At 73.1% G+C, this 22,634-nt stretch carries 23 protein-coding genes and 1 tRNA gene; 17 read left to right on the forward strand and 7 right to left on the reverse strand.

Annotated features, from left to right (window positions below; genetic code table 11):
- Nucleotides 1-102: 102 nt before the first annotated feature.
- Both V6V16_RS14795 and V6V16_RS14800 read left to right on the forward strand, forming a co-directional pair.
- Nucleotides 103-558 carry a DUF4383 domain-containing protein gene (locus V6V16_RS14795; protein WP_334562601.1) on the forward strand — a complete coding sequence of 152 codons (456 nt, stop codon included), beginning with the start codon at nucleotides 103-105 and terminating at the stop codon, nucleotides 556-558.
- Nucleotides 559-786: 228 nt separating this feature from the next.
- Nucleotides 787-1,263, forward strand: coding sequence for a DUF4383 domain-containing protein (locus V6V16_RS14800; protein ID WP_334562602.1), 477 nt, complete (start codon nucleotides 787-789; stop codon nucleotides 1,261-1,263).
- A gap of 37 nt (nucleotides 1,264-1,300) precedes the next feature.
- Here V6V16_RS14800 and V6V16_RS14805 read toward each other — a convergent pair whose 3' ends face one another.
- Nucleotides 1,301-1,990, reverse strand: coding sequence for a TetR/AcrR family transcriptional regulator (locus tag V6V16_RS14805; RefSeq protein WP_334562603.1), 690 nt, complete (start codon nucleotides 1,988-1,990; stop codon nucleotides 1,301-1,303).
- Nucleotides 1,991-2,165: 175 nt separating this feature from the next.
- Nucleotides 2,166-3,167 carry an acyl-CoA desaturase gene (locus V6V16_RS14810; RefSeq protein ID WP_334562604.1) on the reverse strand — a complete coding sequence of 334 codons (1,002 nt, stop codon included), beginning with the start codon at nucleotides 3,165-3,167 and terminating at the stop codon, nucleotides 2,166-2,168.
- A 132-nt stretch (nucleotides 3,168-3,299) separates the two neighbouring features.
- Here V6V16_RS14810 and V6V16_RS14815 point away from each other — a divergent pair, with 132 nt between their 5' ends.
- The 9 genes from V6V16_RS14815 to V6V16_RS14855 all read left to right on the forward strand — a co-directional run bounded on the left by V6V16_RS14815 (nucleotide 3,300) and on the right by V6V16_RS14855 (nucleotide 11,843).
- Complete coding sequence (locus V6V16_RS14815) at nucleotides 3,300-4,055, forward strand: helix-turn-helix domain-containing protein (protein ID WP_334562605.1); 756 nt, start codon at nucleotides 3,300-3,302, stop codon at nucleotides 4,053-4,055.
- A 43-nt stretch (nucleotides 4,056-4,098) separates the two neighbouring features.
- A tRNA-Gln gene (locus V6V16_RS14820) sits at nucleotides 4,099-4,169 on the forward strand.
- A 73-nt stretch (nucleotides 4,170-4,242) separates the two neighbouring features.
- Nucleotides 4,243-5,778: a bifunctional UDP-N-acetylglucosamine diphosphorylase/glucosamine-1-phosphate N-acetyltransferase GlmU gene (gene glmU / locus V6V16_RS14825; RefSeq protein WP_334562606.1), complete on the forward strand. Its 1,536-nt coding sequence runs from the start codon at nucleotides 4,243-4,245 to the stop codon at nucleotides 5,776-5,778.
- A 55-nt stretch (nucleotides 5,779-5,833) separates the two neighbouring features.
- Nucleotides 5,834-6,814, forward strand: a complete 981-nt coding sequence (locus V6V16_RS14830) for a ribose-phosphate diphosphokinase (protein ID WP_334562607.1) — start codon at nucleotides 5,834-5,836, stop codon at nucleotides 6,812-6,814.
- Nucleotides 6,815-7,199: 385 nt separating this feature from the next.
- On the forward strand, nucleotides 7,200-7,880 hold the full coding sequence (locus V6V16_RS14835) for a 50S ribosomal protein L25/general stress protein Ctc (RefSeq protein ID WP_334562608.1): 681 nt from the start codon (nucleotides 7,200-7,202) through the stop codon (nucleotides 7,878-7,880).
- 103 nt (nucleotides 7,881-7,983) lie between these two features.
- Nucleotides 7,984-8,574, forward strand: coding sequence for an aminoacyl-tRNA hydrolase (gene pth / locus V6V16_RS14840; protein WP_334562609.1), 591 nt, complete (start codon nucleotides 7,984-7,986; stop codon nucleotides 8,572-8,574).
- A gap of 113 nt (nucleotides 8,575-8,687) precedes the next feature.
- Nucleotides 8,688-9,521 (forward strand): inositol monophosphatase family protein, encoded by an 834-nt coding sequence (locus V6V16_RS14845; protein ID WP_334562610.1) that lies wholly within the window; start codon nucleotides 8,688-8,690, stop codon nucleotides 9,519-9,521.
- 79 nt (nucleotides 9,522-9,600) lie between these two features.
- Nucleotides 9,601-10,512, forward strand: coding sequence for a sulfate adenylyltransferase subunit CysD (gene cysD / locus V6V16_RS14850; protein WP_334562611.1), 912 nt, complete (start codon nucleotides 9,601-9,603; stop codon nucleotides 10,510-10,512).
- On the forward strand, nucleotides 10,512-11,843 hold the full coding sequence (locus V6V16_RS14855; RefSeq protein ID WP_334562612.1) for a sulfate adenylyltransferase subunit 1: 1,332 nt from the start codon (nucleotides 10,512-10,514) through the stop codon (nucleotides 11,841-11,843). Before cysD ends, V6V16_RS14855 begins: the two co-directional genes overlap by 1 nt.
- Before the next feature lie 130 nt (nucleotides 11,844-11,973).
- On the opposite strand, the gene galK is transcribed toward V6V16_RS14855, so the two are convergent.
- Complete coding sequence (gene galK, locus V6V16_RS14860; RefSeq protein ID WP_334562614.1) at nucleotides 11,974-13,161, reverse strand: galactokinase; 1,188 nt, start codon at nucleotides 13,159-13,161, stop codon at nucleotides 11,974-11,976.
- Nucleotides 13,158-14,141 (reverse strand): UDP-glucose 4-epimerase GalE, encoded by a 984-nt coding sequence (gene galE, locus V6V16_RS14865; protein WP_334562615.1) that lies wholly within the window; start codon nucleotides 14,139-14,141, stop codon nucleotides 13,158-13,160. The genes galK and galE overlap by 4 nt, the downstream gene beginning before the upstream one ends.
- Nucleotides 14,142-14,314: 173 nt before the next feature.
- Here galE and V6V16_RS14870 point away from each other — a divergent pair, with 173 nt between their 5' ends.
- The 6 genes from V6V16_RS14870 to V6V16_RS14895 all read left to right on the forward strand — a co-directional run bounded on the left by V6V16_RS14870 (nucleotide 14,315) and on the right by V6V16_RS14895 (nucleotide 18,896).
- A complete protein-coding gene (locus V6V16_RS14870; RefSeq protein WP_334562616.1) occupies nucleotides 14,315-15,337 on the forward strand; it encodes a hemolysin family protein in 1,023 nt (340 codons plus the stop codon).
- Nucleotides 15,338-15,370: 33 nt separating this feature from the next.
- Nucleotides 15,371-16,396, forward strand: coding sequence for a tryptophan--tRNA ligase (trpS, locus tag V6V16_RS14875; RefSeq protein WP_334562617.1), 1,026 nt, complete (start codon nucleotides 15,371-15,373; stop codon nucleotides 16,394-16,396).
- A 46-nt stretch (nucleotides 16,397-16,442) separates the two neighbouring features.
- On the forward strand, nucleotides 16,443-17,000 hold the full coding sequence (locus V6V16_RS14880; protein ID WP_334562649.1) for a 2'-5' RNA ligase family protein: 558 nt from the start codon (nucleotides 16,443-16,445) through the stop codon (nucleotides 16,998-17,000).
- Nucleotides 17,001-17,080: 80 nt separating this feature from the next.
- Nucleotides 17,081-18,004 (forward strand): YihY/virulence factor BrkB family protein, encoded by a 924-nt coding sequence (locus V6V16_RS14885; RefSeq protein ID WP_334562618.1) that lies wholly within the window; start codon nucleotides 17,081-17,083, stop codon nucleotides 18,002-18,004.
- 14 nt (nucleotides 18,005-18,018) lie between these two features.
- The gene (locus V6V16_RS14890) at nucleotides 18,019-18,387 is read left to right on the forward strand and encodes a GntR family transcriptional regulator (RefSeq protein ID WP_334562619.1); all 369 of its coding nucleotides are present in this window, start codon (nucleotides 18,019-18,021) and stop codon (nucleotides 18,385-18,387) included.
- A 68-nt stretch (nucleotides 18,388-18,455) separates the two neighbouring features.
- Complete coding sequence (locus V6V16_RS14895) at nucleotides 18,456-18,896, forward strand: hypothetical protein (RefSeq protein ID WP_334562620.1); 441 nt, start codon at nucleotides 18,456-18,458, stop codon at nucleotides 18,894-18,896.
- A gap of 60 nt (nucleotides 18,897-18,956) precedes the next feature.
- Here the strand turns inward: V6V16_RS14895 and V6V16_RS14900 are convergent, their stop codons facing one another.
- The 3 genes from V6V16_RS14900 to V6V16_RS14910 all read right to left on the reverse strand — a co-directional run bounded on the left by V6V16_RS14900 (nucleotide 18,957) and on the right by V6V16_RS14910 (nucleotide 22,438).
- Nucleotides 18,957-19,328, reverse strand: coding sequence for a VOC family protein (locus V6V16_RS14900; protein ID WP_334562621.1), 372 nt, complete (start codon nucleotides 19,326-19,328; stop codon nucleotides 18,957-18,959).
- 176 nt (nucleotides 19,329-19,504) lie between these two features.
- On the reverse strand, nucleotides 19,505-21,139 hold the full coding sequence (locus V6V16_RS14905; protein WP_334562622.1) for a glycoside hydrolase family 13 protein: 1,635 nt from the start codon (nucleotides 21,137-21,139) through the stop codon (nucleotides 19,505-19,507).
- 210 nt (nucleotides 21,140-21,349) lie between these two features.
- Nucleotides 21,350-22,438, reverse strand: coding sequence for a LacI family DNA-binding transcriptional regulator (locus V6V16_RS14910; protein WP_334562623.1), 1,089 nt, complete (start codon nucleotides 22,436-22,438; stop codon nucleotides 21,350-21,352).
- Nucleotides 22,439-22,634: the final 196 nt, after the last annotated feature.

Genomic DNA, 22,634 nt, shown 5'->3' on the forward strand with positions numbered 1-22,634 from the left:
GTCGTGGCGCCGCCGCGGGAGGCCCCCGTGTGCGGCGTCACACCCCGGTGTGCGGGACAATCGTCGGCGACCCCTCACCCGAACGGCGTTGGAGACTCAGACATGGCCCACACCCCCGTCAACCACCCCGCGCGGCCGGTCTACCGGGCGATCGGCGGGCTGACCGGTCTGTACCTGGTGGCCTTCGGCGTGCTCGGCATCATCGCGAGCGCCGGCAACGAGGTCCTCGCCCAGGACGACACCCAGGTCCTCGGCCAGGGCACGAACCTCGGTCTCTCGCTGCTCAGCGTCCTGCTGGGGGTGGCGGTGCTGGCCGGCACCGCGATCGGCCGCAACATCGACGTCATGATCAACCAGTGGCTGGCGTACGCCATCATGGTGATCAGCCTCGCCGGCCTCGCCTTCATCCAGACCGAGGCCAACATCTTCAACTTCAGCATCTTCACCGTCATCGTGCTGATGATGGTCAGCCTGGTCCTGCTGATGGTCGGCATGTACGGCAAGGTGGGCACGAACGAGGACCAGGAGGCCTGGCAGAAGGCCCGCCTCGTGCTCTGAGCCCTTCTGCTGCCGGGTTTCGCCGGAGCCCGACCCGCTCCGGGCGGTCAGGCCTGATCCCTGCGCGGGTCGGGCTCCGGCGAAACCACTCGTGGTCCCGCTCCGTCCGGCCGTCGCCGCCCGATGGGGTGGGGTCTTTGTGGTTCCGCCGGCTGTCGGGCGGTTTGGCGGACGGATGACCTCCTCCGAGGGACAATCGGGGTGAATGTCCTGATTGGTGGAGGGATCATGCCGCACTTTCCCGTCAACCACCCGGCGCGGCCGGTCTACCGGGTCCTCGCCGGCCTGGTGGGGCTCTACATCCTGCTCTTCGGCGTCTGGGGCGTCGTCCTGACCTGGGGCGACCCGCTCTTCGACCGGGGCGACCAGTGGGCCCTCGGGCTCCGCACCAACCTGGCGTTCTCGCTGGCCTCCGTCGCCTTCGGGATCGTGCTCATCGTCGGGGCGTCGCGGCGCGGCAACCTCGGCCACTACATGAACCTGACCGCCGGCATCGTCTTCCTGGTGACCAGCGTCCTGATGATGGCCGTGCTGCAGACCGAGGCCAACTTCCTCAACTTCTCGATGTCCACGGTCATCGTGTCGATGATCTTCGGCCTGATCCTGCTCGGCACCGGCCTCTACGACAAGGTCGGCAGCGACGAGAATGCCGAGGAGGAGCGGCGGCGCCGGCACCACCCGGTCTCCGAGGCGCACAGCCGCTGAGTCGGTCCTGGGCGGAGGCCCGGCCGACCGCCCGGGGTCAGTGCGGCCGCACCGTGATCAGACCCGGCGTCGCCTCCAGGTGCGACAGGCCGTTCCAGGCCAGGTTGACCAGGTGGGCGGCAACCGTCTCCTTGCGCGGCTTGCGCACCTCCAACCACCAGCGGCCGGTCAGCGCCACCATCCCCACCAACGCCTGCGAGTAGAGCTCGGCCAGCTTCGGGTCGTAGCCCCGGCTGGAGAACTCGGCCCCCAGGATGTGCTCCACCTGGTGTGCCACGTCGTTCATCACGCTGCTGAAGCTGCCCGTCGCCGACAGCACCGGCGACTCGCGGACCAGCACCCGGAAGCCGCTGGTCTCCTCCTCGATGTAGGTCAGCAGTGCCAGCGCCGCCTGCTCCAGCAGCTCGCGCGGATGCCCCGCCGTCAGGGCCGTGGTGATCCGGTCGAGCAGGGCGCGTACCTCGCGGTCCACCACCACCGCGTAGAGCCCCTCCTTGCCGCCGAAGTGCTCGTAGACCACCGGCTTGGAGACCTTCGCGCGGGCCGCCACCTCCTCGATGGAGGTGGCGTCGAAGCCGCGCTCGGCGAAGATCTGCCGGGCGGTCGAGATCAGCTGCTCCCGACGCTGGGCCGCCGGCATGCGTACCCGGGCGGAGGGCTTGGGGGGCGCGGCGGAAACCGCCGGCCGCCGGCCGGTCGTGCCGTCGCTGCCAGAGGCATCAGCCATGTCGTCGTCACTCCGCCGGCGCTCGGTGACGCCCTGTCGAGGGATGGAGCGGCCGTCGTGCCGGCTCACGTCGTCGCCTCGACGGGCGCCGGCCGGGTGGCACCGCCGTGTTCTCCGACCGTACCCGGGTCAGCTCCCGGCCCCGTGCCGCCGGGCCGGCTGCCGCTTCGCTCGGTCACCCGGCCATACTGCCAGGCGCCCCCCGCGGCCACCGCCCGCTTTCCCGCCGGCCGGCCGGCCCGACGAGCCGTGCCGCGAGGCGCTCGGGCTTCGGCCAGCGCACGTCCCAGGCCGCGCCGACCTTCTCGAACAGCCAGATCACCCGGGCCGAGATGTCCACCTGACCGCGCAGGACGCCGTGCCGGGCGCTGGTCGGGTCGGCGTGGTGCAGGTTGTGCCAGCTCTCGCCGAACGACAGGATCGCCAGCGGCCAGAAGTTCGACGCCCGGTCGCCCTGGCGCATGGCGAACGGCCGCTCGCCGTAGACGTGGCAGACCGAGTTGATCGACCAGGTGACGTGGTGCAGCAGCGCGATGCGGACCAGACCGGCCCAGAAGAACGCGGAGAGCGCGCCCTGCCACGACCAGGTGAGCAGGCCGCCCATCAGCGCCGGACCGAGCACCGAGACCACCACCAGCAGCGGGAAGAGCCGGTCCACCCGGCTGATGTCGCGGTCGGCGAGCAGGTCGGGGGCGAAGCGCCGGCGGTTGGAGAGTTCCCGGCGGAAGAGCCACCCGACGTGCGCGTGGAACAGCCCCCTGGTCAGCCCGCGGACGCTCGCCCCGAACCGCCAGGGCGAGTGCGGGTCGCCCGCCAGGTCGGAGAAGGCGTGGTGCCGCCGGTGGTCCGCCACCCACTGGATGATCTCGCCCTGCACCGCCAGGGAACCGGCGGCCGCCAGCGCGATCCGCAGCCACCGCTTCGCCTTGAACGAGCCGTGGGTGAAGTAGCGGTGGTAGCCGACCGTGATGCCGAGCCCGGAGAGCACGTACCAGAACCCGGCGACGGCGACGTCGGTCCAGCTCAGCCAGCCACCCCAGGCGACCGGCGCGGCGGCGACGAGGGCCAGGAAGGGGATCACCACGAACGCCCACAGGGCGACGAGGATGCCGCGGGACTGGGTGCCCTGGGTGAGCGGCTTCGGACCGGCGGCCGGGTCGAGGGACGTGGCGGACATGGCACCTCGCAGAGGGACGGAGGATCATGAAGTTACGCCTACGTCACCGTAACTTAGGTTCCCGGAGCACGCACGGGACAGCGGCGGGGATGAATGTCGAGACCGTCGTACGGGAGCCCTGGGGTGCTGCCCATGACCGATCCGCTCGCCGACGAACCGCCGTCGCAGCCGACGCGCCGCTATCGCGGCCCGGTCCCGCACCTGTACGAGGAGGCGCTCCGCCTGCGCCGTCGGGGTTGCACCGTCCCGGAGATCGCGAGGCGGGTAGGAGTGGCTCGCTCCACCGCGTACCTGTGGGTGCGGCACCTGCCGCTGGCCGGCGACTCCGAGGAGGCGCGGGCGCGCCGGCGGGCGCACTCCAAGTTGATGACGGACGCGCAGTGGGCCGAGCACCGGGCTGCCCGCGACGCCGCCCGCTCGGAGACGGTCAGGAAGGCGGCTGCCTGGGTCGAGCGCCTGGGCGACCGGGAGTTGGTGTTGGTCGGTGCGGCGATCTACTGGTGCGAGGGAGGCAAGGCCAAGCCCTGGCGCCCCAATGACTGCCGGCTCAAGTTCATCAACAGCGACCCCGTGCTGGTGCTGTTGTTCCTCCGGTTTGTCGAAGCGCTCGGAGTCGCCCGCGCCGCGCTGCGGTTCCGGGTGAGCATCCACGAGAGTGCGGACGAGGCGGAGGCCGTACGGTGGTGGGCCGACCTGGTCGGGGTGCCGGCGGCGGAGTTGCAGCGTTCGTCGTTCAAGCGGCATCGGCCGGCGACGAGGCGGCAGAACGTGGGCGCCGCCTATCGAGGATGCCTGACGGTGTATGTCCCGCGGTCGAGTCACCTCTACTGGACGGTCGAGGGGATCATGAAGGGAATGGGCGATGGCGTCGCGGGTTCGGGACGCTAAGGTGTAGGGGCCAGCTAGCTGGTCGGCTTGTCCGTTTAGTCCTTCCCGGGTCGTCTAATGGCAGGACGTCAGGTTTTGGTCCTGATTGTAGGGGTTCGAATCCTCTCCCGGGAGCTTCCGCTCGTCGCTGACCGAGTCTGGTTAGCATGGCGCGAGACTGTCCGCCGTCCCGACGGGAGCCCGCGTCGTGTCCCAGCCCCACCTCCGCACCGTTGTCGTGCTCGCCGCCGGTGAGGGCAAGCGGATGAAGTCGGCGCTGCCCAAGGTGCTGCACCCGCTGCTCGGACGTACCCTCGTCGGTCACGTGCTCACCGCCGCCGCGCCACTGGTCGCCGACCGCACCGTGGTTGTGGTGGGCCACGGTGCCGACCAGGTGCGGGCGCACCTCGCGGAGATCGCCCCCGAGGCCACCCCGGTGCTCCAGGCCGAGCAGCTCGGCACCGGGCACGCCGTCCGGATCGCGCTGGAGGCGGTGCCGGACGCCACCGGCACCGTGGTCGTCATCAACGGGGACGTGCCGCTGCTCCGCCCGGAGACCGTGGCCGCGCTGGTGTCGGCGCACGAGGGCGCGAGCGCGGCGGCGACGGTGCTCGCCGCCGAGGTGCCCGACCCGACCGGTCTCGGCCGGATCGTGCGGGACGCCGACGGGCGGCTGGAGCAGATCGTCGAGGAGCGCGACGCCACCGCCCCGCAGCGCGCGATCCGGGAGATCAACGCCGGCATCTACGCGTTCGACGTGGTCCGGCTGCGCGACGCGCTGGGCAAGCTGTCTACCGACAACGACCAGGGCGAGGAGTATCTGACCGACGTCTTCGCGCTGCTGGGCTCGGCCGGTGAGCCGGTGGCGGTGCACGTCGCGGCCGACCACGTCGAGACGCTGGGCTGCAACGACCGGGTCGAGCTGGCCGCCCTGCGCCGGCTGCTGCGCGACCGGGTCAACGAGGCCTGGATGCGCACCGGAGTCAGCCTGCTCGACCCGGACACCACCTGGATCGACGTGACGGTCGCCCTGGACCGGGACGCGGTGGTCGACCAGAACACCCAGCTGCGCGGCGGCACGGTGGTCGGCACCGGCGCGGTGATCGGGCCGGACGTGACGCTGATCGACACCGTCGTCGGCCCGGGCGCCACCGTGCTGCGCAGCCACGCGGTGGGCGCGGAGGTCGGTCCGGGCGCCACCGTCGGGCCGTACGCGTACCTGCGGCCGGCCGCCCGGCTGGCCGAGAAGGCCAAGGTGGGCACGTTCGTCGAGGTGAAGAACTCCGACGTGGGCGCGGGGGCGAAGGTGCCGCACCTGTCGTACGTGGGGGACGCGACGATCGGCGCGAAGGCCAACATCGGCGCGGCGACGATCTTCGTGAACTACGACGGGGTGAACAAGCACCGCACCACGGTCGGCGACGGCGCGTTCGTCGGCTGCGACACCAGCCTCATCGCGCCGGTCGAGGTGGGCGCGGGGGCGTACGTGGCGGCGGGCAGCGCGATTACGCAGGACGTGCCGCCGGGCGCGCTCGGGGTGACCCGGGCGCCGCAGCGCAACATCGACGGCTGGGTGGCCCGCAAGCGGGCCGGTACGGCGTCCGCGGCGGCGGCCGCGCGGGCCCGGGCGGCCGATGAGGATGCGTCGGCGCCCAGGTCCGGGGCAAGGGAAGGTGAGGCAATCCACGGGGACACCGAGGCGGTCGGGTCGGCCTCGGGCGCGGGGGATACTGCAACCGAATAGTCCCCGGCCCACCACCACCGCCGGGTACCACCGACCAACGGGAGCAGACGGGCCCATGGGCAGCATCGTCGCCGAAAACCGCAAGAGCCTGATGCTTTTTTCCGGACGTGGCTTTCCGGAGTTGGCCAGGGAGATCGGCGAGGTGCTCGGCGTCGCGCCGACGCCGGCCGACGCGTACGAGTTCGCCAACGGTGAGATCTTCGTACGGTTCAAGGACTCGGTGCGTGGCTCGGACGCCTTCGTCGTCCAGTCGGTGACGCACGGGGTCAACACCTGGGTCATGGAGACCCTGATCATGATCGACGCGTTGAAGCGCGGTTCGGCCAAGCGGATCACCGTGGTGCTGCCGTTCTACCCGTACGCCCGGCAGGACAAGAAGCACCGCGGCCGGGAGCCGATCTCGGCCCGGCTGGTGGCGGACCTGCTCAGGACGGCGGGGGCGAACCGCATCCTCACCGTCGACCTGCACACCGCGCAGATCCAGGGCTTCTTCGACGGGCCCGTCGACCACCTCTTCGCGATGGACATCCTCGCCGAGTACGTGGAGCACAAGTACGCCGGCCGCCCGATGACGGTGGTTGCGCCGGACTCGGGCCGGGTGCGGGTGGCCGAGCGGTGGACCGACCGGCTGGGCGGCTGTCCGCTGGCCTTCATCCACAAGACCCGCGACCCGCTGAAGCCGAACCAGGTGGTGGCGAACCGGGTGGTCGGCGAGGTCGAGGGGCGGGTCTGCCTGATCGTCGACGACATGATCGACACGGGCGGCACGATCTGCAAGGCGGCCGACATCCTGCGTGAGTCCGGCGCGGCGGACGTGATCGTCGCGTCCACCCACGCGCTGCTCTCCGACCCGGCGACCGAGCGGTTGAAGAACAGCCCGATCAGCGAGGTCGTGGTGACCAACACGCTGCCGCTCCCGCCGGAGAAGCAGCTCGACAAGATCACCGTGCTGTCGATCGCCCCGCTGCTGGCGCGGGCGATCCGCGAGGTCTTCGACGACGGCTCGGTGACCACCCTCTTCGGGGGCCTGAGCTGATCGTCTGACGTCGGTCCGGGCCGGGGTGGCCGACACGGCCCCCCGGCCCGGTCCCGGAAACGGCCCGGTTCCGGAGCCGTCTCGCGGGGCGTGGCGCGCCGCGGGGGCGGCCCGTGGGGTGCCCGGCCGGTCGGGTTCCGATCGGCCTGCGGACCTGCGACGACGGTGATAAGGGGACTGCCGCGAAGCGCGGAATCAGCTCGGGTAGACTGGTGCGGTTGCCACGGCGAGGGTGCCCGGCGGGCCGCTGACTAGCGCCGCACGGAGGCACCGTCATCGACGCGGTGCTCCGGGCAGTCGTTCTCGACGCATGAGCCCCAGCGAGCCCCTCGCCCCAGCACCGCCAGACGACAAGCCGCCGCAGCGAAGCATCAGGAGTTTCCCCGTGTCCGAGGTAAAGATCAGCGCCGAGCCCCGTACCGAGTTCGGCAAGGGTGGTGCCCGTCGTACCCGCCGGGCCGGCAAGGTGCCCGCCGTGCTGTACGGCCACGGCGAGAAGCCCAAGCACATCGCGCTGCCGTCGCGCGAGTTCGCCGCCGCGATCCGCAAGGGCGGCGCCAACCAGCTCTTCGCGATCGAGGTCAGCGACGGCACGCAGGTGCTGGCGCTGCCGAAGGCGATCCAGCGTGACCCGATCAAGGACACCTTCGAGCACGTGGACCTGCTGCTGGTCCGCCGGGGCGAGAAGGTCACCGTCGAGGTCCCGATCCAGCTGACCGGCGACGCCGCGCGGGACACCCTGATCGTGCACGACCACGACACGCTGACCGTCACCGCCGACGCCACCAAGGTGCCGGACCACCTGGAGGCCTCGATCGAGGGCATGCAGGCCGGTACGCAGGTCACCGCCGGCGACGTGGAGCTGCCGGCCGGCGTCGAGCTGGTCGCCGACGCGGAGCAGACCGTCGCCTCGGTGACCGCCGCGCCGACCGCCGAGCAGCTCGAGGCCACCCTCCCCGAGGTCGAGGAGGCCGCCGAGGAGGCCGAGGCCGAGGTCGGCGAGGAGACCGCCGAGGCTCCGGCCGCGGAGGGCGAGGAGAGCGCCGAGGCCAAGGCCGAGGCCTGATCGGTTCGTATCGTTGCGACAGGCGTCCCCGCGCGGTTCGGGGGCGCCTGTCGGCGTATCGGGGCCCGGGTCGGTGGCGGCGAGCGGCGGGGAGGGGCGGGGCGTGACGGACGAGACGGGGCCGTGGCTGGTGGTCGGCCTGGGTAATCCCGGTCGGGAGTACGCCGGCAACCGGCACAACGTCGGCTTCATGGTGGCCGACCTGCTGGCGGGCCGGCTCGGGGCGCGGTTCGGCCGGCACAAGCGGGCGGTGGCCGAGGTCGCCGAGGGGCGGCTCGGGTTCGGCGGGCCGAAGCTGGTGCTGGTCAAGCCGCTGACGTACATGAATCTCTCGGGGGGGCCGGTGGCCGGCCTGGCCCAGTTCCACAAGGTGCCGCCGGGGCGGGTGGTCGCGGTGCACGACGAGCTGGACATCGGCTACGGCCAGCTGCGGGTGAAGTGCGGCGGCGGCGAGGGCGGGCACAACGGCCTGCGGTCGATGTCGAAGTCGCTGGGCACCAAGGAGTACGTCCGGGTGCGGTTCGGCATCGGCCGGCCGCCGGGGCGGCAGGACCCCGCGGACTACGTACTGTCGGATTTCGGCGCGGCGGAGCGCAAGGAGCTGGAGTTCCTGGTGGACCGGGCCGCGGACGTGGTGGAGTCGGTGGTCACCAGGGGCGTGGAGCCGACGCAGAACCTCTACCACGGGGTGTGAGGGCCGTTTTCGGCGCTGGCTGCCGGTAGTCTTCGCCTTTCGGCGCGGCGCGGCCGACGACGCGGGTCGTCGGCGGGCGGCGCGGGGCTTGGCGAGGCGACGGGAGCGGGATCATGGGCAGTCCTCCGACGGTCGACGGCGCTTTCGCCCGGTGGCTCGCGGTCCGGGCCGGTCAGGCGCTGCTCGATCTGCGCGCCGAGCTGGGCTTCGCCGACGCGGGGGCGTTGAAGTCGGCGGGCGACAAGGTCTCCCACGACCTGATCCGCACCGAGCTGGCCAGGTGGCGGCCGGACGACGCCGTTCTCTCCGAGGAGGACGAGGGTTCGCGGCTGGCCTGGGCCGCCGAGGTGAACGCGGGAGCGGTGTCCCGGCTGGCCGCCGACCGGGTGTGGATCATCGACCCGCTGGACGGCACCCGGGAGTTCGCCGAGGAGGGCCGCTCGGACTGGGCGGTGCACGTGGCGCTCTGGGCGCGTACCGCGCCGACGCCGCACGGGCTGGTCGCGGGGGCGGTCGGGCTGCCGGCGCAGCACCGGGTGCTGGGCACCGACTATCCGCCGGCGTACCCGCCGGCGACGACGCAGGCGGCGACGGCCGGTGGCGGGCGGGCGATCCGCCTGGCGGCGAGCCGCAGCCGGCCGCCGGTGTTCCTGACCGACCTGGCGGAGGACGTCGGGGCGCGGCTGGTGCCGATGGGGTCGGCCGGCGCGAAGATCGCCGCGGTGGTCACCGGGGAGGTGGACGCCTACATCCACGCGGGCGGCCAGTACGAGTGGGACTCGGCGGCGCCGGTGGCTGTGGCGACGGCCACCGGGCTGCACGCTTCCCGGATCGATGGTTCTGCGCTGAAATACAACGAGGCGGATCCGCGTCTACCCGATCTTCTGGTCTGCCGCCAGGATCTCGCCAGTCGGTTGCTTGCAGCGTTGCAGCGTCATTCCGGGTAGCCTGGCGGCATTTCTTGGCATGCCCGACCGGAAAGGTCTGGAATCAGATGAGCGGATTCGAGCGAAGCGGGCCCGTGTCATGACCGCCCCCGCCGCCTACCAGGTGTCGCATCTCGACGCGCTGGAGGCCGAGAGCATCTTCGTGATGCGCGAGGTGGTCGCCGAGATGGAACGGCCGGTGCTGCTCTTCTCGGGTGGCAAGGACTCGATCGTGATGCTCCGGCTGGCCCAGAAGGCGTTCGCCCCGGCCAACATCCCCTTCCCGGTCATGCACGTCGACACCGGGCACAACTTCCCCGAGGTGCTCGAATACCGGGACCAGCGCGTCGCCGAGCTGGGGCTGCAACTGGTCGTGGCGAGCGTGCCGGAGGCGCTGGCCAGCGGGCTGGTGCGCGAGTCGGCCGACGGGATGCGCAACCGGATCCAGACCCCGGTGCTGCTGGACGCGGTGGAGAAGCACCGGTTCGACGCGCTCTTCGGCGGCGCCCGCCGCGACGAGGAGAAGGCCCGGGCCAAGGAGCGGGTGTTCAGCTTCCGCGACGAGTTCGGCCAGTGGGACCCGAAGAACCAGCGGCCGGAGCTGTGGGCGCTCTACAACGGCCGTCACCACCCGGGCGAGTCGATCCGCGTCTTCCCGCTCTCCAACTGGACCGAGCTGGACGTCTGGCACTACATCGCCCGGGAGCGGATCGCCCTGCCGTCGATCTACTACGCGCACGAGCGCGAGGTCGTCGAGCGCGACGGGATGCTCTACGCGGTCAACGAGTTCTTCCGCCCCCGGGCGGGCGAGGAGCGCTTCAAGGCGCGGGTGCGCTACCGGACGGTGGGCGACGCGTCCTGCACCGCGGCCGTCCGTTCCGACGCCGACACGGTGGAGAAGGTCATCGAGGAGGTCGCCGCCACCCGGATCACCGAGCGCGGCGCGACCCGCGGCGACGACCGGGTCAGCGAGGCCGCCATGGAGGACCGCAAGCGGGAGGGCTACTTCTGATGACCACCGAGACCGTGGCCGGGGACGGCGCGGGCACGACGGACGGCCGGGCCGGGGCCGGGCCGGAGGCCCGCCGCATGGACCTGCTGCGCTTCGCCACCGCCGGCAGCGTCGACGACGGCAAGTCGACGCTGATCGGCCGGCTGCTCTACGACACGAAGTCGCTCTTCACCGACCAGCTCGCCGCCGTCGAGGCGGTCAGCGCGGCCCGGGGCGACGAGTACACCAACCTGGCGCTGCTCACCGACGGCCTGCGGGCCGAACGCGAGCAGGGCATCACGATCGACGTGGCGTACCGCTACTTCGCCACCCCGCGGCGCAAGTTCATCATCGCGGACACGCCGGGGCACATCCAGTACACCAGGAACATGGTCACCGGGGCGTCGACGGCCGACCTGGCGTTGATCCTGGTGGACGCCCGCAAGGGCCTGGTCGAGCAGTCCCGCCGGCACGCGTTCCTCTGCTCGCTGCTGCGGGTGCCGCACCTGGTCCTCTGCGTCAACAAGATGGACCTGGTCGACTGGTCGCAGGAGGTCTTCGAGCGGATCTCCGACGAGTTCACCGCGTTCGCCGCGAAGCTCGACGCGCCCGACCTGACGGTGGTGCCGATCTCCGCGCTGCGTGGCGACAACATCGTCGGCAGGTCGGAGAACATGCCCTGGTACGAGGGCCCGTCGCTGCTGCACCACCTGGAGCGGGTGCACATCGCCAGCGACCGCAACCTGGTCGACGTCCGGTTCCCGGTGCAGTACGTGATCCGCCCGCAGTCCACCACGGTCACCGACTACCGGGGATACGCCGGTCAGGTCGCCTCCGGCGTGTTGAAGCCCGGCGACGAGGTGATGGTGCTGCCGTCGGGGTTCACCAGCCGGATCGCCGCCGTGGAGACCGCCGACGGGCTGGTCGCGGAGGCGTTCCCGCCGATGTCGGTGACCGTACGCCTGGCGGACGAGATCGACATCTCCCGGGGCGACATGATCTGCCGGCCGAACAACGCCCCGGCGGTCTCCCAGGACATCGAGGCGATGGTGTGCTGGATGGACGAGACGCGCCCGCTCCAGGTCGGTGGCCGGTACGCGATCAAGCACACCACCCGCTCGGCGCGGGCGATCGTGCGCGGCCTGCACTACCGGCTGGACATCAACTCGCTGCACCGCGACGAGTCGGCGGGCGAGCTGGGGCTCAACGAGATCGGCCGGGTGCGGCTGCGCACGACCGTGCCGCTGCTCGCCGACGAGTACCGCCGCAACCGCACCACCGGCGGCTTCGTGATCATCGACGAGTCCACCAACCGCACGGTCGGCGCGGGGATGATCGTCGAGGCGCAGTGACGGAGGGGCCCGCGCCGCCGATGCCGGCGTCGGGCCACGGGGCGACGCCCCGCGTCGGACCGCCCGCCGGAGTCGTCGGTGCCCCGGCGGGGCGCCACCCGCGCGTGTGAACCGGGCGGGTGGCGGCCGCTCAGTCCAACCGGGTCGCGCCGGGGCCGGGCAGGACCGTGACGTGGCCGGGCGCGGGGAAACCGCGTTCGGCGTACGCGGCGGTGACGGCGGCGGCGACCGCGTCGGCGCGCTCCGCGTCGACCAGGGCGAGCACGCAGCCGCCGAAGCCGCCGCCGGTCATCCTGGCGCCGAGCGCCCCGGCCGCCAGGGCCGCCTCGACGGCCGTGTCGACCTCCGGGACGGTGATCTCGAAGTCGTCGCGCATGGAGGCGTGCGAGGCGGTCAGCAGGGGGCCGATCTCGCGTACCCGGCCGGCGCGCAGCAGCGCGACGGTGTCGAGCACCCGCTGGTTCTCGGTGACGACGTGCCGCACCCGGCGTCGGGTCTCCTCCTCGTCCAGTCGGGCCAGCGCGTCGTCCAGCCCCTGGGCGGGGACGTCGCGCAGGGCCGCGACGCCGAGCAGCCCGGCCGCCCGTTCGCAGGAACCGCGGCGGGCCGCGTACTCGCCGTCGGCGTGCCGGTGCGGGGCCCGGCTGTCGACCACCAGCACGGCGAGGCCGGCGGCGTCCAGGTCGAACGGCACGTGCTCGATCGACTCGTCGCGGCAGTCCAGGAAGAGCGCGTGCCCGGCCCGGCAGCGGATCACCGCCGACTGGTCCATGATCCCGGTCGGTGCCCCCACGTACCCGTTCTCCGCCCGCTGGGCCAGCCGGGGCTGCCGCTCGGCGGGCAGGTCGAGCCCGCCCAGGTCGACCAGGGCGGTCAGCACGGCGGCCTCCAGCGCGGCCGAGGAGGAGAGGCCGGCGCCCAGCGGCACGTCGGAGGCGATCGCCAGCCGGGCGCCGGGCACGGCGTGCCCCGCCTCCCGCAGCGCCCACACCACGCCGGCCACGTACGCGCCCCAGTCGGTGACGCGGCCGGGCTCGGCGACCTCGTCGGCACCGAAGCCGATCGTCTCGCCGGAGAGCTCGGAGCAGACGCGCCAGGTGCCGTCGGGGTGCGGTGCGGCGGCGACCACCGTGCGCAGCGGCAGGGCGAAGGGGAGCACGAAACCGTCGTTGTAGTCCGTGTGCTCGCCGATCAGGTTGGCCCGCCCGGGAGCCGCCCAGCGGCCGACGGGCGGCTCGCCGTACGCCTCGGTGAAGCCGGTGGCGGCGCGGTCGGCGACGTCGGCGGTGGGCCGGCGCGCCGCCTCGGGCCCGCTCACGGCCGACCCAGGACGTGGGCCTGGTAGAAGGCCCAGGCGTCGGTGACGATGTCGGGCAGGGTCGGCTTCCGTGGCACCCAGCCCAGTTCCTCGCGGGCCAGCGCGGACGACGCGACCAGTTCGGCGGGGTCGCCCTCGCGGCGCGGCGCGATCTCGACCGGCACGGGGTGCCCGGTGACCTCGCGGACCACCTCGACCACCTGCCGGTTGGTGAAGCCGTTGCCGTTGCCGAGGTTGTAGATGCGGTGCCGGCCGGGGGTCGCGGCGTCGAGCGCCAGCAGGTGGGCGCGGGCCAGGTCGGCGACGTGGATGTAGTCGCGTACGCAGGTGCCGTCGACGGTCGGGTAGTCGTCGCCGAAGAGCTGGAGCTTCTCCCGCCGTCCGGCGGCGACCTCCAGCGCGATCGGGATGAGGTGGGTCTCCGGGTCGTGCCGCTCGCCGAGCGCGACGTCGCCGTCCAGGTGGGCGCCGGCCACGTTGAAGTAGCGCAGCGAGACGGCGGCCAGGCCGTGCCCGACCGCCTCCGAGGTGAGGGCCATGTCGACGGCGAGCTTGGTGGCGCCGTATGTGTTGGTGGGCGCCTTGACCGCGGTCTCCGGGATCGGCAGCTCGACGGGGTTGCCGTAGACGGCGGCGGTGGAGGAGAAGACGAGGCGGGGCACGCCGGCGGCCCGGACCGCGTCGATCAGGGCGATCGAGCCGACGGTGTTGGTGTGCCAGTAGAGCTCGGGCCTGACCATCGACTCGCCGGCGGCGATCAGCGCGGCGAAGTGCAGCACCCCGTCGAAGCCCGCGCCGGGGGTGAGCACCCGCGCGGCGTCGTGGAGGGGCGCGTCGACGTACGCCGCGTCGGGGGCGAGCGCCTGCCGGTGGCCGGTGCGCAGGTCGTCGAGCACCACCACCTCGTGGCCGGCGTCGAGCAGCATCCTGGTCACCACGCTGCCGATGAAGCCGGCACCGCCGGTGACGAGCAGTTTCACGTCGGTCTCCTCCTGCCTGACCGCGGGTCGCGGCCATGTCGTGATCACCCTACGGCCGGTCGTGGCGCGTCGGCTCGTCGTCGACGACGCTGCCATTCCACCATAATCTTTCATCTCCGAACAGAGGCGAACATCGGCCGCCCGGTGACGTGGCGCTGTCTACCATCACTGTCATGCGGGGAGCGGATGTTCCCGGGCCGCGGCGACGCGTCCCGAGCCGGCCGCGCCGCCAGCCGGGCCCGCTGGCCCGCGCCGTCGCTCGGATCGTGGTCCGCGCCGCCGACGGCGCCACCCGGGCGGTGACGGCGCTGCTCGGCGCCGGCCCGGCGGCCGGCCGGGAGCGGATCAGCGAGGCCGAGCTGCGCGACCTGGTCGCCGCCAACACCCTGCTGGACCCGGTCGAGCGCCGGATCATCGACGAGGTGCTGGCGGCGGGCGCGAGCCTGGTCCGCGAGGTGATGATGCCGCGCACCGGGGTGGTCTTCCTCGCAGCCCGGCTCACCATCGCCGAGGCGGAGCGGCTGGTGCGGGCCGAGACGCACACCCGCTACCCCGTCGTCGACGGCACCCACGACGACGTGGTCGGCTTCGTGCACCTGCGCGACGTGCTGCTCCGCCCCGACCTGGACCCCTGCACCACGGTCGGCGAGCTGACCCGGGAGGTGAAGCGGCTGCCCGGCAGCAAGCGGGTGCTCGCCGCGCTCAGCGAGATGCGCCGGGAACGCCACCACCTCGCCGTGGTGGTCGACGAGTACGGCGGCACCGCCGGCATCGTCACGCTGGAGGACCTGATCGAGGAGCTGATCGGGGAGATCCACGACGAGTACGACACCGCGCCCGACCCGGTGCACGCGGGCCTTCCCGCCGTGGTGGAGGGCCGGCTCAACCTCGCCGACTTCGCCGAGCGCACCGGGGTGAGCCTGCCGCCCGGCCCGTACGAGACGGTCGGCGGCTTCCTGATGGCGGCCCTGGGCCGGCTCCCGGTCCCCGGCGACGAGGTGCCGGTCGCCGCCGGGCCGCCCGGCGCCGACGCGGGACCCGACGACCCGCCCGGCGGCTGGCTGCTGCGGGTGCTCACGATGGAGGGACGCCGGGTGGCCCGGCTCGCCGTCTGCGCCGTGCGCCTGCCGGAGCCGAGGCGCGAGGTCGCCGCCCCGCTGCCGGCGGGGCGGAGCCGACCCGCCGGCCCGTCATGACGCGCGCCGGGTGTTGCTGACAGAATTGCCGCCATGTCCGACGTTCCCGCCCGCCCCCGCGTCTTCTCCGGCATCCAGCCGACGGCCGACTCGTTCCACCTCGGCAACTACCTGGGCGCCGTGCGGCACTGGGTGGCGTTGCAGGACAGCCACGACGCCTTCTACTGCGTGGTCGACCTGCACGCGATCACCGCGGGGCACGATCCGAAGACGCTCACGCGCCGGTCCCGGGCGGCGGCGGCGCAACTCTTCGCCGTCGGCCTCGACCCGGAGCGCAGCACGCTCTTCGTGCAGTCCCAGGTGCCCGAGCACTCGCAGCTGGCCTGGGTGCTGGGCTGCCTCACCGGCTTCGGCGAGGCGAGCCGGATGACGCAGTTCAAGGACAAGTCGCAGAAGCAGGGCGGCGAGCGGGCCAGCGTGGGCCTGTTCACCTACCCGATCCTGCAGGCCGCCGACATCCTGCTCTACCAGGCGGACGCGGTGCCGGTGGGCGAGGACCAGCGCCAGCACCTGGAGCTCTCCCGCGACCTGGCCCAGCGGTTCAACTCGCTGTTCGGGCGCACGTTCACGGTGCCCGCGCCGCACATCGTCAAGGACACCGCGAAGATCACCGATCTCCAGGACCCGACGGCCAAGATGTCGAAGTCCTCCTCGTCGCCGGGTGGCATCGTGGACCTCCTGGAGGACCCGGCCCGTTCGGCCAAGAAGATCCGGTCCGCCGTCACCGACACCGGGCGGGAGATCGTCTTCGACGCCGAGACCAAGCCCGGCATCTCCAACCTGCTGACCATCTACTCGGCCCTGAGCGGGCGGAGCGTCGACGACCTGGTCGGCGCGTACGCCGGCAAGGGCTACGGCGACCTGAAGAAGGACCTCGGCGAGGTGGTGCGGGAGTTCGTCGGCCCGATCCAGGAACGCACCCGCACCTACCTCGACGACCCGGCACAGCTGGACAAGCTGCTCGCCGCCGGCGCGGAGAAGGCCCGGGTGGTCGCCGGGGCGACGCTGCGCACCGCGTACGAGCGGGTGGGCTTCTTCCCGCCGGTGCGCGGCAAGTAGCGCCGCGGCGCGACGGGTGAGGGTGGACGGGTCGGTGGCCGGAGGGATGGCGCACAGCGTGGATCGCAGGGACGGGGCGCCGGAGACCGGGGAGACCATCCAGATCGGCATCGCGGTCGACATCCCGGAGCCGTGGGGCGGCGTGCTCACCCGGCGCCGGGTCGAGGCCGGCGACCCGCAGGTCGTGCCGGCGCACGTCACCCTGCTCGGGCCGACCGAGATCCCGGTGGCGAGCCTGCCGGCGGTGGAGCGGCACCTCACCGGCGTCGCCGCCGCCCACCTGCCGTTCGCCCTGCACCTGCGCGGCACCGGCACTTTCCGGCCGGTGACCCAGGTGGTCTTCGTGGCGGTGGCCGCCGGGATCAGCGAGTGCGAGCTGCTCGCCGCCGCGATCCGCGCCGCCCCCGAGCTGCGCCGGGAGACGCGCTTCCCCTACCACCCGCACGTCACGGTCGCGCAGGACGTCGCGCCGGAGGCGCTGGACCGGGCGTACGAGGACCTGGCCGATTTCTCCGCCATGTTCGAGGTGGAGGCGTTCACCCTCTTCTCGCACAGCGGGCAGGCCCGGTGGCAACCGCGCCGGGACTTCCGGCTGGGCGGCTGAGCGGCCGGCCGGGTGCACACGGGGGGCCGGCGGCCGGCCGCTGGCCCGCGCGGCGGCCGGGGATCGGCGAGGATGACGGCGTGAATGTGATGGGCCGCATCGAGGCGGGCATCGACCGCCGGATCAGCGCCGCGCGCCGCCGCTCCGGGCTGGCCGACCACCTGTGGCGCGCCGGCGTGCTCTACAACGACGTGCTGGGCGGGCGGCTGGCCGCCGCGATCGCCTACTACGGCTTCTTCGCCGTCTTCGCGCTCGCACTGGTCGGATACTCGATCTTCGGCGCCATCCTGGAGGACAACGACGAGGTCAGCGCCGCCGCCGCCGACTTCCTGCGGGAGAACCTGCCGTTCCTCGACCCCGTGCAGATCGCCGACAGCAGCGGCACGGTCGGGGTGGTCGGCCTGATCATCCTGGCGTTCACCGGGGTCGGCTGGGTGGAGGCGATCCGCTCCTCCCAGCGCCTGATGTACGGGCTCAACCAGCAACCCGGCAACCTGGTGGTCCGCCGCCTGGTCGACCTGGGCGTACTGGTGGTGATCTTCGTGCTGCTCGGCGTCTCGGTGGCGGCGGTGGACGCCCTGGAGTCGCTGCTGCGCTTCCTGCTGCGCAGCACCGGTTCGGTCGGCCTGACCACGGTCAGCGCGGTGCTCAGCGTCGTGGTCAACGCGGTGCTCGCCACCCTGCTGCTGGTGGCGGTGCCGAGGCTGCGGATGAGCCGGTCCCGGCTGCGTCCGGTGGTGCTGCTGGTCGCCGTCGGCATCACGCTGCTGAACACCGTCGGGCGCTACTACGTGGTACGCACCGAGCGGAACCCGGCGTACACGGTGGTGGCCGGCGCGGTGGGGCTGCTCCTCTACCTCTACCTGCTCAACCAGCTGGTGCTCTTCGGCGCGGCGCTCGCCGCGACCAGCCCGCGCGGCCGGGTGGTGGACCTGGCGGAGGGGCCGGCGCCGGCCGACCTCGACGCGGAGACGGATCCGGGCGCCCCGGGCGGGGCCGGATGAGCGGGGGAGCGGGCGTGCGGATCTCGGTGCGGCAGGATTCGGCGGTGCCGCCGTACGAACAGGTGCGCGGGCAGCTCGCGGAGCAGATCGGCACCGGCCGGCTGGCGGTGGGCACCCGGCTGCCCCCGGTCCGGCGGTTCGCCGCGGACCTCGGGCTGGCGACCAACACGGTGGCCCGGGCCTACCGGGAGCTCGAGGCGGCCGGCCTGCTGGAGACCCGGGGCCGGCACGGCACCTTCGTCGCACCCGGGCGCGACGACGCGACGGACCGGTTGCAGCGGTCGGCGGTTGACTACGCCGCCGAGGCCACCCGGTTGGGCGTACCGCCCGCGGCGGCGCTCGCCCTGGTCCGCGCGGCGCTGGAGGCGGACCGGCCGGACTGACGGGCGCGGGAGGGGGGAATGGCGGAATTGACCCCCCGGGCGTCCGGCGCCACGGACATGATGGGCGCGTGGGCGCACTCGTGACACTCGACCTGCCGGAAGACTCGCCGATGTTCGGCCTGCCGTGGATCATCACCTTCGGTCCGCTCGGCGAGGCCGACGAGTGGGAGCCGGTGGTCTGTGGTCCCTACGAGCGGCCGCACGCCCTCGCGCTCGCGGAGGCGGTGGTCGCCGAGGAGCAGCTGATGGCGGTGGTCGAGCCGCTGCTGCCCGCGGTCTCGGCCGAGGAGATCCGGGGCGAGATCGCCGCCGCGCAGATCGCCGCCGAGGACGAGACGGCGCGGGTCGAGGGCGCCGACCTCTACGGCGACTTCGAGGACACCGTCGACGAGGAACTGGACGCCGCCGCCACGCAGGACGACGGCGCCGAGCCGCTCGCCCCGCCCACCGAGGCGGAGCTGCGGGCCGGCTTCGGGCGCATCGCCGCGAAGCTGACGGGCGGCGGTTGAGCCGTCCGGTTGCGACGCGGCCCGCGAGTCGGGGACGGTGTGGGTCACGGCGCCGGACGGTCAGGGGCGGGGCGGCGGCCGGTGCAGCACGCAGAACTCGTTGCCCTCGGGGTCGGCCAGCACGGTGAAGTCCTCGTCGCCGCGCTGCCCCACGTCCGTGGGGCGGGCGCCGAGGCCGATCAGCCGCCGTACCTCGGCGCCCGGGTCGCCGTCGGCGACCACGTCCAGGTGCAGCCGGTTCTTGCCGCGCTTCGGCGTGCCGGAGCCCTGCAACCAGACGGTGGGGGCCCCGACGCGGTCGTCCGGGGGGCGGAGCTTGGCGCTGCCGTCGCCGCCGGCGTCGACGACGTAGCCGAGGGCCGCCGCCCAGAAGTCGGCCATCAGGTCGGGATCGGCGACATCGAGGGTGTACTGCGCGACGCGAACCACCATGGGTTCCTGCTACCCGCCCGGGCCGGGGAGGACACCCCAGACGGACGCCGGCGCCCCGGGGGCGGACCCCACGGGGGCGCCGGCGCCACCTCACCCCCCACCACAAGGGGTCGATGGCCCAGTCGCCCGTCGGCGCGAGGCACGACGGACGACCAGGTCGATGACGGGTTACCCGCTCAGCGCCGTTCGAACCACGCGGCCGCGTCGACCGGGAGCAGGTGGCCGGAGCCCTGCCCGGTGAGCGCCTCGCTGGCGGCGATCGGCACGCCGTACCCGTCGATCAGGGCCGGCGCACCGCTGATGTTGACCACGCAGGTCAGCACGGTGTCGCCGGCGGCCCGGCTGAAGGCGAGCACGCCCGGCCCGGCCTCCAACCAGGTGACGCCGCCCGCGTCGGCGGCCAGTGCCGGGTGGTCCCGGCGGATCCGCAGGGCGGTGCGGTAGAGCTCCAGCGTCGAGCCGGGCACGCCGGCCTGGGCGGCGACCGAGAGGGCGCGCCAGGTCGCCGGGGCCGGCAGCCAGCTCAGCTCGCTGCCGGCCGGCCCGAAGCCGTACGGGGCCAGCTCGCCGCTCCACGGGATCGGCACCCGGCAGCCGTCCCGGCTCTCGCCGGTGCGCAGGAACGCCGGGTCCTGCCGCAGCTCGTCGGGCAGGTCGAGCACCTCCGGCAGGCCCAGCTCCTCGCCCTGGTAGAGGTAGGCGCAGCCGGGCAGGGCGAGCATCAGCAGGGAGGCGGCCCGGGCCCGGCGCAGCCCTTCGGCGCCGTCGCCGTAGCGGGTGACGTGGCGCTGCTTGTCGTGGTTGGAGAGCACCCAGGTGGTCGGCGCGCCGACGATGGCCGACTCGGCGAGCGCCGTGTCGATGACCTTGCGGAACGAGTCGGCCGACCAGGTCGCGTCGAGGAAGTCGAAGCTGAACGCCTGGTGCAGCTCGTCCGGGCCGATGTAGCGGGCGAGGCGCTGCGGGGTCTCGGCCCACGCCTCGGCCACCGCCATCCGCCCGCCGGGGTAGCTGTCCAGGATCGGCCGCCAGGCGCGGTAGATCTCGTGGACCTCGTCCTGGTCGAAGTAGGGGAGCCGGCCCTTGCCGAGCAGTTCCGCCTGACGCTGGCCGGTGGTCATCGAGCTGAACCCGACGTCCGGCAGCCCCTCGGCCTTGATCATGCCGTGCGCCACGTCGATCCGGAAGCCGTCCACGCCCCGGTCGAGCCAGAAGCGCAGGACGCCCTCGAACTCGGCGCGCACCTCGGGATGGCGCCAGTTGAGGTCGGGCTGCGCCGGGTCGAACAGGTGCAGGTACCACTGGCCGTCTTCGACCCGCGTCCAGGCGGGGCCGCCGAAGATGCTCTCCCAGTCGTTCGGCGGCAGCTCGCCGTTCTCACCGGTGCCCTCGGCGAAGAGGTAGCGCTCGCGCTCGGCCGAGCCGGGCCCGGCGGCCAGGGCGGCCTGGAACCACGGGTGTGCGCTGGAGGTGTGGTTGGGCACCAGGTCGACGATGATCCGCAGGCCCAGGGCGTGCGCGTCGGTGATCATCGCGTCGAAGTCGGCGAGGGTGCCGAACATCGGGTCGACGTCGCGGTAGTCGGCGACGTCGTACCCGCCGTCGACCATCGGGGAGGTGTAGAAGGGGGTCAGCCAGAGCGCGTCCACCCCGAGGTCGCGCAGGTACGGCAGGCGCTCGCGGACGCCCTGGAGGTCGCCGACGCCGTCGCCGTCGGAGTCGGCGAAGCTGCGTACGTAGACCTGGTAGACGACCGCGGAGCGCCACCAGTCGTCGTCGGAGGTCAGCGGCGTGGGGTTGCTGGCGGTCATCTGTTGCGTTCCCCGTTCTGTGGCGCGGGACGGCGGCACCGGCGCGGTGGCGGTTGCGGTGTTGAGCAGAATGCCGCCCGGCGACTGCAAGAGTCAAGCATTCCTTGCGCAAGAAATGGCGTCGATCACGTCACGTGCCAGCCCGGTCACGGCGGGCGGGGCGGGCGAGGGCGGGCCGCCCCGGCGGCGGTCCCCGGTCACGCCGCCCGGTCAGGCCGGCACGGCGAGCGCGGGCGGCGTCGGGCGCTGCCGCGCCGGGCCGCCGGCGCTCGGCCGCCGGCCGTCGACGGGAGCGACCGCGGTGGAGCCGCGCACGACGAGCTCCGGGCGGAAGACGTACTCCGAGTGCGGGGCGGCGTGGCCGTTGATCTCGTCGACCAGGGCCCGCACGGCGGCGACCGCCATCGCGGCCACCGGCTGGCGCATGGTGGTCAGCGGCGGGTCGGTGAAGGCCATCAGCGGGGAGTCGTCGTAGCCGACCACCGAGAGCTCCCCCGGCACGGACATGCCGCGCTGCCGGGCGGCCCGGATCGCGCCGAGCGCCATCAGGTCGGAGCCGCAGACGATGCCGGTGACGCCGCGCTCCAGCAGCCGGGCGGCGGCGGCCTCGCCACCCTCCACACCGAACAGGGAGAGCTCGGCCAGCTCGTCGAGGCCGGTCTCGTCGACGCCGAGCAGGCGGCCCGTCGCGGCCCGGAAGCCGGCCACCCGGCGCTGCACCGGCACGAACCGGTCCGGGCCGGTGATCAGGCCGATGCGGCGGTGCCCGAGCGCCACCAGGTGGGCCACGGCCAGCTCGGTGGCCTCGCCGTCGTCGCAGGAGACGAAGGGCGCGGGGATGCCGGGCGCGTACCCGTTGATCATCACGACGGGGAGCGGGCGGGCGATCAGGGCCCGGTAGCGGTCGTGGTTGGCGGCCGTGTCCGCGTGCAGGCCGGAGACGAAGACGATGCCGGAGACCTGCCGGTCCAGCAGCATCTCGACGTACTCGTCCTCGGTGACGCCGCCGGCGGTCTGGGTGCAGAGCACGGGGGTGAACCCGCTCTGGGCCAGGGTCGACTCGATGACCTGGGCGAAGGCGGGGAAGATCGGGTTGTCCAGCTCGGGGACGACCAGGCCCACCAGGCCGGCGCTGCGCTTGCGCAGCCGGGCCGGGCGCTCGTAGCCGAGCACATCGAGGGCGGTGAGTACGGCCTGCCGGGTCTCGGGGGCCACTCCCGGGCGGTCGTTGAGCACCCGCGACACCGTGGCCTCGCTGACTTCGGCCTGTTGGGCGATGTCGGACAGTCGAGCGCGCATGGGCGCACTTTAGCTCACGGGCAAGTTCTTGCGTACACTCCTGCAAGCCCTTCCATTCTCTGCAACCTCTTGCTAACGTCCCCGCAACACGCGAGAGCAGCGGCGCAGCACGCCGAGCGCCGGTTGGCAAGAATTTCACAGAGCTTCCACTGGCGGGACCGCCCTTCCCCCGGCGCGCCGCCATGACGACAGGAGT

It is taken from the genome of Micromonospora sp. CPCC 205561, assembly GCF_036906775.1.
In the GTDB taxonomy this organism is placed as follows: Bacteria; Actinomycetota; Actinomycetes; order Mycobacteriales; family Micromonosporaceae; genus Micromonospora.

Excerpts from the sequence above, each read along its gene's own strand:
- V6V16_RS14810 (WP_334562604.1), bottom strand. The coding sequence starts at position 3,167 with ATGTCCGCCACGTCCCTCGACCCGGCCGCCGGTCCGAAGCCGCTCACC.
- V6V16_RS14910 (WP_334562623.1), bottom strand. The coding sequence starts at position 22,438 with ATGCGCGCTCGACTGTCCGACATCGCCCAACAGGCCGAAGTCAGCGAG.
- V6V16_RS14845 (WP_334562610.1), top strand. The coding sequence starts at position 8,688 with ATGGGCAGTCCTCCGACGGTCGACGGCGCTTTCGCCCGGTGGCTCGCG.
- V6V16_RS14815 (WP_334562605.1), top strand. The coding sequence starts at position 3,300 with ATGACCGATCCGCTCGCCGACGAACCGCCGTCGCAGCCGACGCGCCGC.
- V6V16_RS14795 (WP_334562601.1), top strand. The coding sequence starts at position 103 with ATGGCCCACACCCCCGTCAACCACCCCGCGCGGCCGGTCTACCGGGCG.
- V6V16_RS14905 (WP_334562622.1), bottom strand. The coding sequence starts at position 21,139 with ATGACCGCCAGCAACCCCACGCCGCTGACCTCCGACGACGACTGGTGG.
- V6V16_RS14830 (WP_334562607.1), top strand. The coding sequence starts at position 5,834 with ATGGGCAGCATCGTCGCCGAAAACCGCAAGAGCCTGATGCTTTTTTCC.
- V6V16_RS14855 (WP_334562612.1), top strand. The coding sequence starts at position 10,512 with ATGACCACCGAGACCGTGGCCGGGGACGGCGCGGGCACGACGGACGGC.
- cysD (WP_334562611.1), top strand. The coding sequence starts at position 9,601 with ATGACCGCCCCCGCCGCCTACCAGGTGTCGCATCTCGACGCGCTGGAG.
- V6V16_RS14800 (WP_334562602.1), top strand. The coding sequence starts at position 787 with ATGCCGCACTTTCCCGTCAACCACCCGGCGCGGCCGGTCTACCGGGTC.
- V6V16_RS14805 (WP_334562603.1), bottom strand. The coding sequence starts at position 1,990 with ATGGCTGATGCCTCTGGCAGCGACGGCACGACCGGCCGGCGGCCGGCG.
- V6V16_RS14880 (WP_334562649.1), top strand. The coding sequence starts at position 16,443 with ATGGCGCACAGCGTGGATCGCAGGGACGGGGCGCCGGAGACCGGGGAG.
- V6V16_RS14870 (WP_334562616.1), top strand. The coding sequence starts at position 14,315 with ATGCGGGGAGCGGATGTTCCCGGGCCGCGGCGACGCGTCCCGAGCCGG.
- trpS (WP_334562617.1), top strand. The coding sequence starts at position 15,371 with ATGTCCGACGTTCCCGCCCGCCCCCGCGTCTTCTCCGGCATCCAGCCG.
- V6V16_RS14900 (WP_334562621.1), bottom strand. The coding sequence starts at position 19,328 with ATGGTGGTTCGCGTCGCGCAGTACACCCTCGATGTCGCCGATCCCGAC.